This is a genomic window from Niveispirillum sp. KHB5.9 (assembly GCF_048066115.1).
In the GTDB taxonomy this organism is placed as follows: Bacteria; Pseudomonadota; Alphaproteobacteria; order Azospirillales; family Azospirillaceae; genus Niveispirillum.
This window is the reverse complement of record NZ_JBLTYX010000026.1, coordinates 1-12,034: the sequence shown is the minus strand read 5'-3', so window position 1 is coordinate 12,034 and position 12,034 is coordinate 1. Positions and strand designations below refer to the sequence as shown.

General features: G+C 66.5%; 9 protein-coding genes. 4 read left to right on the top strand and 5 right to left on the bottom strand.

Annotated elements, in window-relative coordinates:
• Positions 1–152 precede the first annotated feature (152 nt).
• Positions 153–557: a tellurite resistance TerB family protein gene (locus ACM9HJ_RS27300; RefSeq protein WP_416574956.1), complete on the top strand. Its 405-nt coding sequence runs from the start codon at positions 153–155 to the stop codon at positions 555–557.
• Between the two features lie 4 nt (positions 558–561).
• Positions 562–1,884, top strand: a complete 1,323-nt coding sequence (locus tag ACM9HJ_RS27295) for an MFS transporter (protein WP_416574955.1) — start codon at positions 562–564, stop codon at positions 1,882–1,884.
• Between the two features lie 80 nt (positions 1,885–1,964).
• Here the strand turns inward: ACM9HJ_RS27295 and ACM9HJ_RS27290 are convergent, their stop codons facing one another.
• The 3 genes from ACM9HJ_RS27290 to ACM9HJ_RS27280 all read right to left on the bottom strand — a co-directional run bounded on the left by ACM9HJ_RS27290 (position 1,965) and on the right by ACM9HJ_RS27280 (position 4,366).
• On the bottom strand, positions 1,965–2,735 hold the full coding sequence (locus ACM9HJ_RS27290) for a hypothetical protein (protein WP_416574954.1): 771 nt from the start codon (positions 2,733–2,735) through the stop codon (positions 1,965–1,967).
• Between the two features lie 176 nt (positions 2,736–2,911).
• Positions 2,912–3,397: a hypothetical protein gene (locus ACM9HJ_RS27285; protein ID WP_416574953.1), complete on the bottom strand. Its 486-nt coding sequence runs from the start codon at positions 3,395–3,397 to the stop codon at positions 2,912–2,914.
• A gap of 72 nt (positions 3,398–3,469) precedes the next feature.
• Positions 3,470–4,366: a LysR family transcriptional regulator ArgP gene (locus tag ACM9HJ_RS27280; protein ID WP_416574952.1), complete on the bottom strand. Its 897-nt coding sequence runs from the start codon at positions 4,364–4,366 to the stop codon at positions 3,470–3,472.
• A gap of 102 nt (positions 4,367–4,468) precedes the next feature.
• Here ACM9HJ_RS27280 and ACM9HJ_RS27275 point away from each other — a divergent pair, with 102 nt between their 5' ends.
• The gene (locus ACM9HJ_RS27275) at positions 4,469–5,068 is read left to right on the top strand and encodes a LysE/ArgO family amino acid transporter (RefSeq protein ID WP_416574951.1); all 600 of its coding nucleotides are present in this window, start codon (positions 4,469–4,471) and stop codon (positions 5,066–5,068) included.
• A gap of 68 nt (positions 5,069–5,136) precedes the next feature.
• Here ACM9HJ_RS27275 and ACM9HJ_RS27270 read toward each other — a convergent pair whose 3' ends face one another.
• The gene (locus tag ACM9HJ_RS27270; RefSeq protein WP_416574950.1) at positions 5,137–6,045 is read right to left on the bottom strand and encodes a LysR substrate-binding domain-containing protein; all 909 of its coding nucleotides are present in this window, start codon (positions 6,043–6,045) and stop codon (positions 5,137–5,139) included.
• 316 nt (positions 6,046–6,361) lie between these two features.
• Between ACM9HJ_RS27270 and katG the strand changes: the two genes are divergently transcribed.
• Positions 6,362–8,572 carry a catalase/peroxidase HPI gene (gene katG / locus ACM9HJ_RS27265; protein WP_416574949.1) on the top strand — a complete coding sequence of 737 codons (2,211 nt, stop codon included), beginning with the start codon at positions 6,362–6,364 and terminating at the stop codon, positions 8,570–8,572.
• A 200-nt stretch (positions 8,573–8,772) separates the two neighbouring features.
• Here the strand turns inward: katG and ACM9HJ_RS27260 are convergent, their stop codons facing one another.
• Complete coding sequence (locus ACM9HJ_RS27260; protein ID WP_416574948.1) at positions 8,773–11,019, bottom strand: methyl-accepting chemotaxis protein; 2,247 nt, start codon at positions 11,017–11,019, stop codon at positions 8,773–8,775.
• Positions 11,020–12,034: the final 1,015 nt, after the last annotated feature.

Here is a 12,034-nt window from a genome sequence, read left to right as displayed (position 1 = left end):
AGCGGCGCGGCGGCAGTCGCCGCCGTGACAATTCCAGATGAGGGATGTCGCCTACGCCAAAACGTCTCACGACATAGTACGCCGCCATGCTTGACGGCGACCGGGGCCTTGCACCCTACTGGCGGCACTTGCCCGCCCGACAGGAGAACAGGATGATCGACCATCACCGCGCCCTGATCTACGCCATGGTGCTGACCTCGGCATCGGACGGCAACATGACCGATGCGGAGCTTCACGCCATCGGCGAGAATATCCGCTTCCTGCCGGTCTTTGCCGATTTCGACCCGCACAAGCTGCCGCAGGTGGCCGGTGAATGCGGGGAACTGCTGGGAGCCACCGACGGGCTTGACGCGGCCATCACCATGATCAAGCGGTCGTTGCCCAAGAGCCTGCGCGAGACCGCCTATATGCTGGCCTGTGAAGTGGTGGCCGCCGACCGCACCGCCAGCCAGGAGGAACTGCGCCTGCTGGAACTGCTGCGCCACGGGCTGGAGGTGGACCGGCTGACGGCCGCCGCCTTGGAGCGCGGAGCCCGCGCCCGCTACACGGTCGCCTGAGATCATGGCGGTGCCGGGGCTGAAGCCGCCCGCCGTCGCCGGCTGGTGCCTCTATGACTGGGCCATGTCGGCCTTCAACACCGTCATCGGCACCTTCGTCTTCTCCGTCTATTTCACCAAGGGGGTGGCGGAGAACCCGGACCAGGGGTCGGCCGACTGGGCCTTCATGCTGGGCCTGTCGGGGCTGGCCATCGCGCTGCTGTCCCCCGTGCTGGGCGCCATCGCCGACCGGGGCGGGCGCATCAAGCCCTGGCTCGCCACCTGTACTGTCATTGCGGTGGCCGGATCGGCCCTGCTATGGCTGGTCAAGCCCGACCCGGCCTATGCCCTGCCGGCCCTGCTGCTGGTCGGTATCGCCAGCACGGCGTTCGAACTGTCGAACGTATTCTACAACGCGCTGCTGCCCGTCATCACCCCACGCAGCCATCTGGGCCGCGTGTCGGGCTGGGGCTGGGGCGTGGGCTATCTGGGCGGGCTGGTCTGTCTGGTCCTCTGCCTGGTCCTGCTGCTGCAGGCCGATCCGCCGCTGTTCGGCCTGATCGGCAAGGAGGAAGCGCAGCCGGTGCGCGCCACCTCCGTCCTAGTCGCCATCTGGTACGCGATCTTCGCCCTGCCTTTGTTCCTGCTGGTGCCCGACCGGACGCACGAGGCGGGGGTGACGGCGGCAAGGGCCGTGCGGGAAGGGCTGGCCGGGCTGGGCGCCACGCTGAAGGCGATGCCCAAGCATGCCAACACGCTGCGCTTCCTGATCGCCAGTGCCCTGTGGCGCGACGGGATCAACACCATCACGGCGTTTGGCGGCATCTATGCCGGCATCGTCTTCGGCATGGTGGAGGCGCAGCTGATCCTGTTCGCCATCGCGCTGAACGTGGCGGCCGGGCTGGGCGCCATCGGCTTCGCCTGGGCCGACGACAAGCTGGGGGCCAAGCCGACCCTGCTGGTCAGTCTGGTGGGGCTGATCATCACCGGCACCTGCATGGTGCTGGTGGGGACCTCCTGGTGGGGCTGGGCGCCGGTGCTGTCGCTGCCGCTGGATTTCACGCCGGACCAGCAATGGCTGCTGCTGCTGGGCATGGGGCTGGGCCTGTTCTTCGGGCCGGCGCAGGCCGCCGCACGGTCGATGATGGCCCGCATCTCCCCGCCGGGGCTGGAGACGGAATTCTTCGGCATCTACGCCCTGACCGGCCGGGCGGTGGGCGTGATCGGCCCGCTGGCCTATGGCGCGGCCGTCACGGGACTGGGTACGCAGCGCGCGGGCATGGCCACGGTGATCGTGCTGTTCCTGCTGGGCATCGCCCTGCTGTCGACGGTGACGGAACGGCGGTGATCATATGCATGCGCCCTCAGGCGCCGGGCCGGCAGGCGCCGGCCTCCAGCAGCATGAGCCAAAATCTCATGCTGCTGGCTTCACTTCATCACGTAGGGCTTGCCGGCCAGATCGTACATCACCGACCCTTGCGGGGCGGAATTCAGGTTGATGGTGCGTCGGCCGCCCATGCCGGGCTGGCCATCGTAATGCCAGAGATCGTCGCTGTTGACATAATAAACGGCACTGGTGCGGAAGGTGTAATAGCCTTCGCGCGCAATGGAAACGGTCAGGATCATCTCCGTATCCGTCTCCGGCGGCTTGGCGTTCAGCGCCTCAAGCCCCACGGCCGCCACGCCGGCGGAAATGCCCCAGGGGAACTTGGCCATGTCCCCCCCCGTCAGGCGCGAGGCCAGACCGACACCGGCGGCCAGAATGGTCAGGGGACCGGGGAACGGGTCGGCCGCCATGCGGGGGCCGCTGCTTTTAACCGTCAGCACATCGATGCCCACGGCCACCACGTCGGGCCGCGCATCGACGGAAACCAGATGCCCCTGCTGCACCAGCCTTGTGGTCACCGCCGACAGGAAGGCATCGGCGAACAAGGTATCGTCACGGCGCATCATATAGACCTGCACCGGCACCTTCCTGCCCATCTGGAACTCCAGGTGGGCGGAAATTGCCGAGGCCACGTCGTCCGCCACCACCTGCCACTGCCCGGCCGATTGCAACACCGGCTGCGGCTTCATCGGCATCGAAACCGCCAGCGGCCGCGCCGAACAGCCCGCCAGACCCAGGCAGAGCGTGCCCGCCAGCAGCGAGGCCATGGCTTTGCGGACTTTCTGGCGTTTGGCAGTGGCGGTGCGGTTCATGGCGTGGCGTCCGGTTCGATCGGTGGTTTGCCTCAATAGAAGCAACCAGCGTGCCAAGGACTTTATGCATGTTCCCTCAGACGCCGGGCGCCGCCATACGGCGGCTTGGCTCACGCGGCATGTGCCGCGCGGCGGCAGTCGCCGCCGAAGCGGCTTTCGGTACTTGAAAGCCGCTTTTAGGATGGCCGAGCCGTTGTTGCCCCCAGCACCCCCAGCAGGCGCCCGTCCGGTCCCCCTACCGGCAGGGCCAGCGCCTCCACCTCCAGCAGCCCGCCATCGGACATCACCGACTGTTCGGCGGCAAAGCGCATGGGAAGACCGGATGCCGCGACGGAACCCAGCACCCGCATGATGCGGGCGAAAACCGGCTGGCGGGCGAATTCACTGATCCGCCGGCCGGTAGGGTCGATGCCGTAATTCTCCATCGTGGTGCGGCCGAAGAAGCGGCCGATGAAGTCGGGCCGCTCCCCTTCCCCGATGATCTCCAGGTACCATAGATCGTCGGCCAATATGGTCTGGGCCAGCTGCAACAGCCGGTCGGCAACGGGCAACGGCTGTTCCGGCATCATCGACGCCACCCAGGCGTCATACAGCAGGCGCAGATGCGGGTGGCGCACCTGGTCGCGCCCCTCCACGGGATCAAGGGTGAAAGCATCGCTCATGGCCACCGAACTTCCGCCGCCGGCCAACCCAGGGTGGCGGGAAAGGGCGGGCGGCGCAAGAGTGAACGCGATCTATCCATTGCCGATGGGCAACAACTGGTCCGCCGCCACCCGGCGCACGGCACGGGTCAGGTCGGACAGGGTGGCACTGGCCATGCGGCTGCGCTGCCAGACCAGCGGCACGTCCAGCTCCGTGTCCGGCAGCAGCGGCACCAGCCGCCCCGCCGCCAGATGCGGTGCGGCCAGCAGCACGGGATTCATGCCCCAGCCGATGCCGGCCAGGGCCGCATCGATGAATGCCTGGGACGAGGGCAGCCAATGGGTGGGCGGTGACAGGGCGGCCCCTGCCGGCCCCAGCGCCTGGGCCCGCCACGCGGCCTGCAAGCCGTCCTTGGCATTGAAGGTCAGGCAGGGGGCGGCGGCCAGGGAACCGGCATCCACCCCGGCGGGGAAATGCCGGCGCATGAAGCCGGGGCTGGCCGTGGCCACATAGCGCAGCACGCCCAGCGGATGGCTGTCGCAGCCGGGCACCGTGCCGCCGCCGGCGGTGACGGCGGCCAGCACCTCCCCCTTGCGCAGCCAGTCGGCGCTATGATCCTGGTCGTCCAGCACCAGATCGAACAGGCTGTCGGGCAATGCGGCCATGGCCGCGACAAACCAGGTGGCCAGGCTGTCGGCATTGACGGCGATGCGCAGCGGCACCCTTGCCGGGGCCGGCCCCGGCAAGGCGGAGGACAGCTCGCTTTCCAGCAGCGCCACCTGTTCGGCATGCTGGCACAGGCGCAGGCCGGCGGGCGTGGCGGTGCAGGGCTGGCCCCGTATCACCAGCACGACCCCCATCCTTTCCTCCAGCAGCTTCACCCGCTGGGAAATGGCGGACGGGGTGACGTTCAGCTGCCGTGCCGCCCGGTCGAATCCGCCCGTGCGGATCACCGCGGCCAGCGCCTCCAGCAAGGAGTAATCCAGCATGGATGAAGCATCTCTTAATTAGGATTAGAAGGATTATCTACGCTAATTCCGCACAGGGTGATAGGCCGGAGATGTCCTTATCCCTTGCCAGCCGGTGCCGCCATGACCGCCCATATCCTGCCGGGCTTTCTCCTGGGTCTCAGCCTGATCGTCGCCATCGGGGCGCAGAACGCCTTCGTGCTGCGCCAGGGGCTGCGGGGGGAGCATGTCTGGGCGGTCAGCCTGTCCTGCGCCTTCTCCGACGCGCTGCTGATCCTGGCGGGGGTGGAGGGGCTGGCCAGGATACAGGCGGCGGTACCGGCGGTCGTGCCGGTGATGCGCTATGCCGGGGCGGCCTTCCTGTTGGCCTATGCGGTGCGCGCGCTGTGGTCGGCGCTACGGCCCGGCAAAGGCTTGTCACCGGCGGAAGGGGCGGGCAAGGGGCGGGCGGCGACGCTGGCCACCTGCCTGGCACTGACCTGGCTGAACCCGCATGTCTATCTGGACACGGTGCTGCTGATCGGGTCCATCGCGGCGGGGCATGGGGAGGATCGGCGCTGGTTCGCACTGGGCGCCATCGCCGCCTCCTTCAGTTTCTTCCTGGCCCTGGGCCATGGGGCGCGGCTGCTGCGCCCGCTGTTCGCCCGGCCGGGTACCTGGCGGGCGCTGGACGGGGTCATCGCCCTGACCATGGCGGGGCTGGGGCTGAAGCTGGTGGTGTGAGGCCAACGGTCATGCGGCGTAGCCACCGCCCACGGATGTGGGCGCCCGGCGATTGAGGCAGCATAAGTTTACGGCAGCTGTTGCTTCTGCGCCTCGCCCGCCCGGCGCACCAAGTCTGCAATGGATAGCAGCTGCTTGGATAGCGGGCTGGATTTGCGCCAGACCATGCCGATGGTGCGCGACGGTTCCGGGGCCTTGAACCGGGCGATGGAGACGGAGGCGGAGCGTGTTTCCACCGGCACCGCCATTTCCGGGATCAGGGTGACACCGATGCCCGACCCCACCATCTGCACCAGGGTGGACAAGGACGACCCGTCCAGCAGCTCCCGCGGCAGAGCGGAATGCATGTTGCAGAAGGACAAGGCCTGGTCGCGGAAGCAATGCCCTTCCTCCAGCAGCAGCAGGCGCATCTCGCGCAGCGCATCCGGGCCGGGAACGGGTTTGCCCTCCTCCTCCGCCGGGCGGACCAGCACGAAATTCTCCTCGAACAGGGCCACTTCGGTCAGCGATGGTTCCGACACGGGCAGGGCCACCACCGCCGTGTCCAGCCGCCCCTCCAGCAGCTCATGCAGCAGCCGGGGTGTCACCGTCTCGCGCACATGGATGTCCAGATCCGCATTCTGCCGGGTCAGATCGCCGATGATGGCGGGCAGCAGATAGGGTGCGACCGTCGGGATCACCCCGATGCGCAGCCGGCCGGCCAGCCGGTCGCGCGCCGCCCGGCCCAGGTCGCCCAGCTCGTCCACCGAACGCAGGATATCGCGCACGCGGGTGGCGAATTCCTCCCCGAAGCCGGTCAGCCAGATCTGCCGTGGCCCGCGTTCGAACAAAGGCGCCCCCAGCACCTCCTCCAGTTCCTTGATCTGCATCGACAGGGCGGGCTGGGAGATGGCGCAATCATCCGCCGCACGCCCGAAATGGCCCAGCCGGGCCAGGGCATCGAAATAGCGGAGCTGTTTCAGGGTCATGTTTGTCATAAGAGTATCTTATTACGACAATCAGAAAATCCAACTTAAACTTATTGCCTGATTTTGTTAGAACCATTCCAGCGAGGATGAGGAGCCCCCCATGTCCCAGCCGCGTCGCAGCACCCGCAAGGTTCGCATGCGTGTTCCGGACCCCCGGAACGTCAGGGGGTTCCGTGCGCCGGTCCCATTTCGGGACACCCCCGGCCGGCACGGTCTTTCACAAAGTCCATGTTCGAAGTCGTCCTGAGGGGCGATGGCGCCGCACGTGTGCGGTGTCGCCGTCCCTTGCAGTCCTGACAACCGCAGCCATGAATTGGAGATAAGAATGGACGGGAACAATATGGGGAGTGGCGCCAAGTGCCCTGTGCTGCATGGGATCCGCCCCAGCACCACCCACGGCGGCCGATCCAACCGTGACTGGTGGCCCAACCAGCTGAACCTGCGCATCCTGCACCAGAACACCGCCCTGTCCGATCCGTTCGGCGGCGCCTTCAGCTATGCCGAAGCCTTCAAGAAGCTGGATTATGCGGGGCTGAAGGCCGACCTGACCGCGCTGATGACCGACAGCCAGGATTGGTGGCCGGCCGATTACGGCCATTACGGCCCGCTGTTCATCCGCATGGCCTGGCACAGCGCTGGCACCTATCGCACGGCCGACGGGCGCGGCGGTGCGTCGTCGGGCACGCAGCGTTTCGCACCGCTGAATTCCTGGCCCGACAATGGCAACCTGGACAAGGCGCGCCGCCTGCTCTGGCCCATCAAGCAGAAATACGGCAACGCCATCTCCTGGGCCGACCTGATGATCCTGGCCGGCAATGTCGCCCTGGAATCCATGGGCTTCAAGACCTTCGGCTTCGGCGGCGGCCGTCCGGACGTGTGGGAGCCGGAAGAGGATATCTATTGGGGCAAGGAGGATACCTGGCTGGGCGACAAGCGCTATGAGGGCGACCGCCAGCTGGAAAGCCCGCTCGCCGCCGTGCAGATGGGCCTGATCTATGTGAACCCGGAAGGGCCCAACGGCAACCCGGACCCCGCCGCGTCCGGCCGAGACATCCGCGAAACCTTCGCCCGCATGGCGATGAATGATGAGGAAACGGTGGCCCTGACCGCCGGCGGCCACACATTCGGCAAGGCGCATGGCGCCGGCGATACCAAGCATGTGGGCGCGGAGCCTGAAGGCGGTGCCTTGGAGGCCATGGGCCTGGGCTGGCTATCCACCTTCGGCACCGGCAAGGGTGTCCATACCATCACCAGCGGTATCGAGGGTGCCTGGACGCCGACGCCGACCCAGTGGGACAATTCCTATTTCGACACGCTGCTGGGCTATGAATGGGAACTGACCAAGAGCCCGGCCGGCGCCCACCAGTGGAAGCCCAAGGACCCGGCGGCGGCCACCACCGTGCCCGACGCCCATGACCCCAGCCAGCGCCATGCGCCGATGATGACCACGGCCGACATGGCCATGCGTGTCGACCCGGCCTATCTGGAAATCTCCAAGCGCTTCCACGCCAATCCCGACCAGTTCGCCGATGCCTTCGCCCGGGCCTGGTTCAAGCTGACCCACCGCGACATGGGGCCCAAGGCGCGTTATCTGGGCCCGGAAGTCCCGGCGGAGGACCTGATCTGGCAGGACCCGCTGCCGGCCGTCGACCATGCGCTGATCGATGCGGCGGATGTGACGGCGCTGAAGGCCAGGGTGCTGGCATCCGGCCTGTCGGTGTCGGAACTGGTGGCCACGGCCTGGGCCTCGGCTTCCACCTTCCGCGGGTCGGACAAGCGCGGCGGGGCCAATGGCGCCCGCGTCCGTCTGGCCCCGCAGAAGGATTGGATCGTCAACCAGCCGGCGCAGCTGGCCAAGGTGCTGGCGGCGCTGGAGGGGATCCGGTCGGCGTTCAATGCCGATGCCGGGGGCGGCAAGAAGGTGTCGCTGGCCGACCTGATCGTGCTGGCCGGTTCCGCCGCGGTGGAAAAGGCCGCCCAGGATGCCGGTCACATCGTGACGGTACCCTTCACGCCCGGCCGTACCGATGCCAGCCAGGAGGAGACGGATGTGGAGTCGTTCGAGGTGATGGAACCCATCGCCGACGGCTTCCGCAACTATCTGAAGGCCGAATACAGCCTGCCGGCGGAAGAGCTGCTGGTCGACAAGGCACAGTTGCTGACCCTGTCGGCCCCAGAGATGACGGTGCTGGTGGGGGGCCTGCGTGCCCTGAACGCCAATACCGGCGGCTCCCAGCACGGGGTGTTCACCGGGCGGCCGGGCCAGCTGACGAACGATTTCTTCGTCAACCTGCTGGATGCCTCCACGGTCTGGAACCCCACCGACGGTACCCAGGGTGTGTTCGAAGGCCGTGACCGCACCAACGGGTCGGTGAAATGGACCGGTACCCGCGTCGATCTGGTCTTCGGCTCCAACTCCCAGCTGCGGGCCCTGGCCGAGGTCTATGGCAGCAGCGACGCGGCGGCGAAGTTCGCCTCCGACTTCGCGGCCGCCTGGACCAAGGTGATGAACCTGGACCGGTTCGACCTGGCGTGAGGTTCATGTTCCTTCGAGAAGCCGGGCGCTGCCATCCGGCGGCTTGGCTTACGCGCCCACGTGGGCGCGGGCCGGCCGTCGCCGGCCTATCATCTGAAATGAAGATGGCGGCCCGGAGCGATCCGGGCCGCCATTTGTTTATGTGCGTCGAAGATGCGTAGGTCGGGGTTCGCTTTCGCTCACCCCGACCTACGGCCCCTTCACGCCGCCCGCTTGTCCAGATCCGCCAGCAGATGCTCGACCGCATCGTGCGTCTCGTCATTCAGGCGGAATTGCAGGCGCAGGCTGGTGCCTTCCTGCTTGATGACGCGGCCGGGCAGCGCCTTGCCGACGACGCGCAGTTCCACCTCCGTCCCCGTCGGCAGCTCCGCCCCGGTCAGGGCACAGCCGCCCAGGCCCAGATCGATCAGGGTGACATCCGCCCGCTTCACCTGGCCGCGCGGCCCCTGCGTCACCAGTTCGGCCCGCAGGGTACAGGCCCGGCGTTCAAACTGCCGGCGCTCCCCGGCCGTCTGCATGGCAGACAAGAATTCCTCCACCTCGGCGCGCAGCCGCTCGGACTGGGACGACAATTCACCGGCGGCGGCCAGCAGCTGGGTGGACGCGACCTTGGTGAATTCCGCACTCTCGCGCACCGTGCCCAGGCTCTGCGTCACCTCGCGGGTGCGGTCGGCGGCTTCCGTGACGTTGCGGGCGATCTCGTCCGTGGCGGCACCCTGTTCGGTGACGGCGGACGCAATGGCACCGGAATTGCCATCCACCTCGGCGATGATCCGGGCGATGGTGGAGATGATGCCGACGGCATGGTCGGCCGCCTTCTTCACGGCATTGACCTTGTCCTGGATCTCGTCGGTAGCCTGGGCCGTCTGGCTGGCCAGATTCTTCACCTCCGACGCCACCACGGCGAAGCCCTTGCCGGCTTCACCGGCGCGCGCCGCCTCGATCGTAGCGTTCAGGGCCAGCAGGTTGGTCTGGGCCGCGATGGAATGGATGAAATCCACCACCGCGCCCACACCATCCACGACATGGCCCAGCTCATCCACCACGCCGCGCGCCTTGTCGGCCTCGGCCACGGCATCCTTGGTGGTGACGGCCGTGCGTTCGATCTGCGATCCGATCTCGGCACTGGAGGCGGCCAGTTCCTCCGTCGCGGCGGCAACGGTCTGGGCGTTCTGGGTGGCACGGTCGGCACTTTGCGAGGCGGTGGCCGTGCGGCCGCTGGTCTCGTCAGCCTGTTCCGACAGGCTGCGGGCCGTGGCCTCCAGCTCGGTCGATGCGCTGGCAAAGGTGCGCAGCTGGCCGCTGACCGCCATCTGGAAGTCGCGCACCAGTTCCTCCAATGCCGCCTGCCGGCGGGCCCGGGCCTGCTGCTCGCGCTGCTGCTCTTCCTCCAGCTCGCGGTTGCGCTGGGCATTGGCCTTGAACACGCCCATGGCGCGGGCCAACGCCCCCACCTCGTCCTTCTGGTCGGCGAAGGCCACCTCCACGGCCATGTCACCATCGGCCAGCCGACCCATGGACCGGGTCAGCGTGGCCAGCGGGGCGATGATATAGCGCAGCACCACCAGCAGCACCGTACCCGCCGCGATGGCGAACAGCAGGGCGGTGACCAGCAGGGAGATGATCTGTTCCTTGTGGAACTTGCCCACGCGCGTATCCAGCAGGCGCGACAGGTCGGCGGACCCGGCGGCATAGAGCGCATCGATGCGGGCCAGGGCGGCCCCCGTGGCCGCCGCGTCCAGCGCCTGGGTTTCCCCCTGGTCCAGCAGCGCCTTGAAGGAGGCCTGCACATCCGCGTCGGGCTTGGACAGGGCCTTGGCGACGCTGCCATCGGCACTGGCATCGATGGCGGATTTCACCGAGATGCCGGACCCGTCCGCGACGGCTTTCAGCCCGCCCAGGGAGACGTAAAGATCGACCTTCTCATCGGCATCGACACTGCCATCGGCATAGAGCTTGTGGGTCAGACTGTACATGGCACTGGTCTGGTCCAGCAGGTCCGGCAGCTTGATCAGCGTCAGGTCCATGACGTAATAGCTGTCCAGGTCGGGATCCAGGATCAGGTTGGATTTGTCGCCGACCCGCGTGATCAGGGCGCGCAGCGCCGTGCGGCTCTCGCCCGTGGGTTTGGCCCCACCCAGGGCCGTCAGCACGGCCTTGACCTGGGCCGCCGCCTCCATGCCATCGCCATATTGCGCGTCCAGCTTGCGCACCTGGTCGGCCAGGGCCTTGCCATCGACATTGCTGCCGGCGATCTCCGCCTTGGCCAGGGTCATCTGCACGGCGGCCAGACCGCGCAGATAATACGTGCCCTGCTGTTCTTTCTCGGAGAAGTCGATGACCTCCCCCTGCTTGGCGATCAGCGCCCAAAGCAGGAAGGCGACGGGCACGATGAACAGAAGGGAGGCGAGGCCAAGTTTCGGGGCAATACCCAGATCACGCAGCATCGTTCATGCACTCCGGATTGGCGGCGGCTGGTGGACGGAAGGCTGATGACGCCCTGCGGGAAGCGGGCGTTTGCTGATTGTCGTTTCAATGAAGGGTAGCGGGTAAAACGCGCTATCGGAATAAGGGAAATCAACGGCGTGGGCGAGAAGCACCAGCCTATCCGGAAGGACAATATGAGCGATCTAGGGCTCAGTGCCGATTGCGGCCAATGATGTCCGCAGCTTCCCGCCTGTCGCGGGGAAGCCATCGGGCCGTGGTTGATTTTCAAGGAAAATGGCGGAGGGGATGAGAGAAGATGCCATTTTCCCGCGCGCCCCAGATTTCCTGGAGAGCTGCCGTGGTGTGCCCCATTGGGATGCTCCGATTTTGTACCGATGATTGTACCACGTCGACCGGTCCCTGTCGTGATTCGTCGGCGTGAGACTGACTGTGAGACAGGGAGCACAAGTGTCACCCTTCGGTCAGCGAACATGGTTCGCCGAATCGTCGGTGGTTGACGGGAATCACCGATTCGTCCAGAATCGAGGAACAAAGGCGGCGGTGACCGCCTAGTTTCAAGTTCGCTCTGGCCTACTAATCCATAAAGCTGAACTGACCCTGTCCCGGAAGCGAGCGCCAATGAGAGCATACACTCTCATGGCGCCCGTGCCGGAACCGGTTATATGCACGGACACGCACGACCTTACGTCGGTTTGTCGCCTGCATAGCAACCTCCAATTTCCTGCCACATCAAATGTGGCCCGCCATGTCAGAGACGTGGCACCCCGGAACGCACCACGCGCCCGCCGCTAAAGGCGCGTCCATGGTCCTGGTAGAAAAGGAGGCGGTCACCGCCTACCGGTTAGAATTCCCAAGCCACGAGTGGGAGTCAAGTGTGTTGTACACACAATATCTTGTGCTCAAGCGCTCGCCAGAGATGATTGTTCTTGATTTGTCCCTTGCAATCGGGTGCCTTAGTTGTGAACCCACTTTGCTGTGATTTGTCTGGCGCTTAGTGAGCTGATCTGACGCCGC

Bases quoted from the DNA above. Each gene is read 5' to 3' on its own strand.
- ACM9HJ_RS27300 (WP_416574956.1), top strand. From the start codon at position 153: ATGATCGACCATCACCGCGCCCTGATCTACGCCATGGTGCTGACCTCG.
- ACM9HJ_RS27275 (WP_416574951.1), top strand. From the start codon at position 4,469: ATGACCGCCCATATCCTGCCGGGCTTTCTCCTGGGTCTCAGCCTGATC.
- katG (WP_416574949.1), top strand. From the start codon at position 6,362: ATGGACGGGAACAATATGGGGAGTGGCGCCAAGTGCCCTGTGCTGCAT.
- ACM9HJ_RS27260 (WP_416574948.1), bottom strand. From the start codon at position 11,019: ATGCTGCGTGATCTGGGTATTGCCCCGAAACTTGGCCTCGCCTCCCTT.
- ACM9HJ_RS27270 (WP_416574950.1), bottom strand. From the start codon at position 6,045: ATGACAAACATGACCCTGAAACAGCTCCGCTATTTCGATGCCCTGGCC.
- ACM9HJ_RS27290 (WP_416574954.1), bottom strand. From the start codon at position 2,735: ATGAACCGCACCGCCACTGCCAAACGCCAGAAAGTCCGCAAAGCCATG.
- ACM9HJ_RS27295 (WP_416574955.1), top strand. From the start codon at position 562: ATGGCGGTGCCGGGGCTGAAGCCGCCCGCCGTCGCCGGCTGGTGCCTC.
- ACM9HJ_RS27285 (WP_416574953.1), bottom strand. From the start codon at position 3,397: ATGAGCGATGCTTTCACCCTTGATCCCGTGGAGGGGCGCGACCAGGTG.
- ACM9HJ_RS27280 (WP_416574952.1), bottom strand. From the start codon at position 4,366: ATGCTGGATTACTCCTTGCTGGAGGCGCTGGCCGCGGTGATCCGCACG.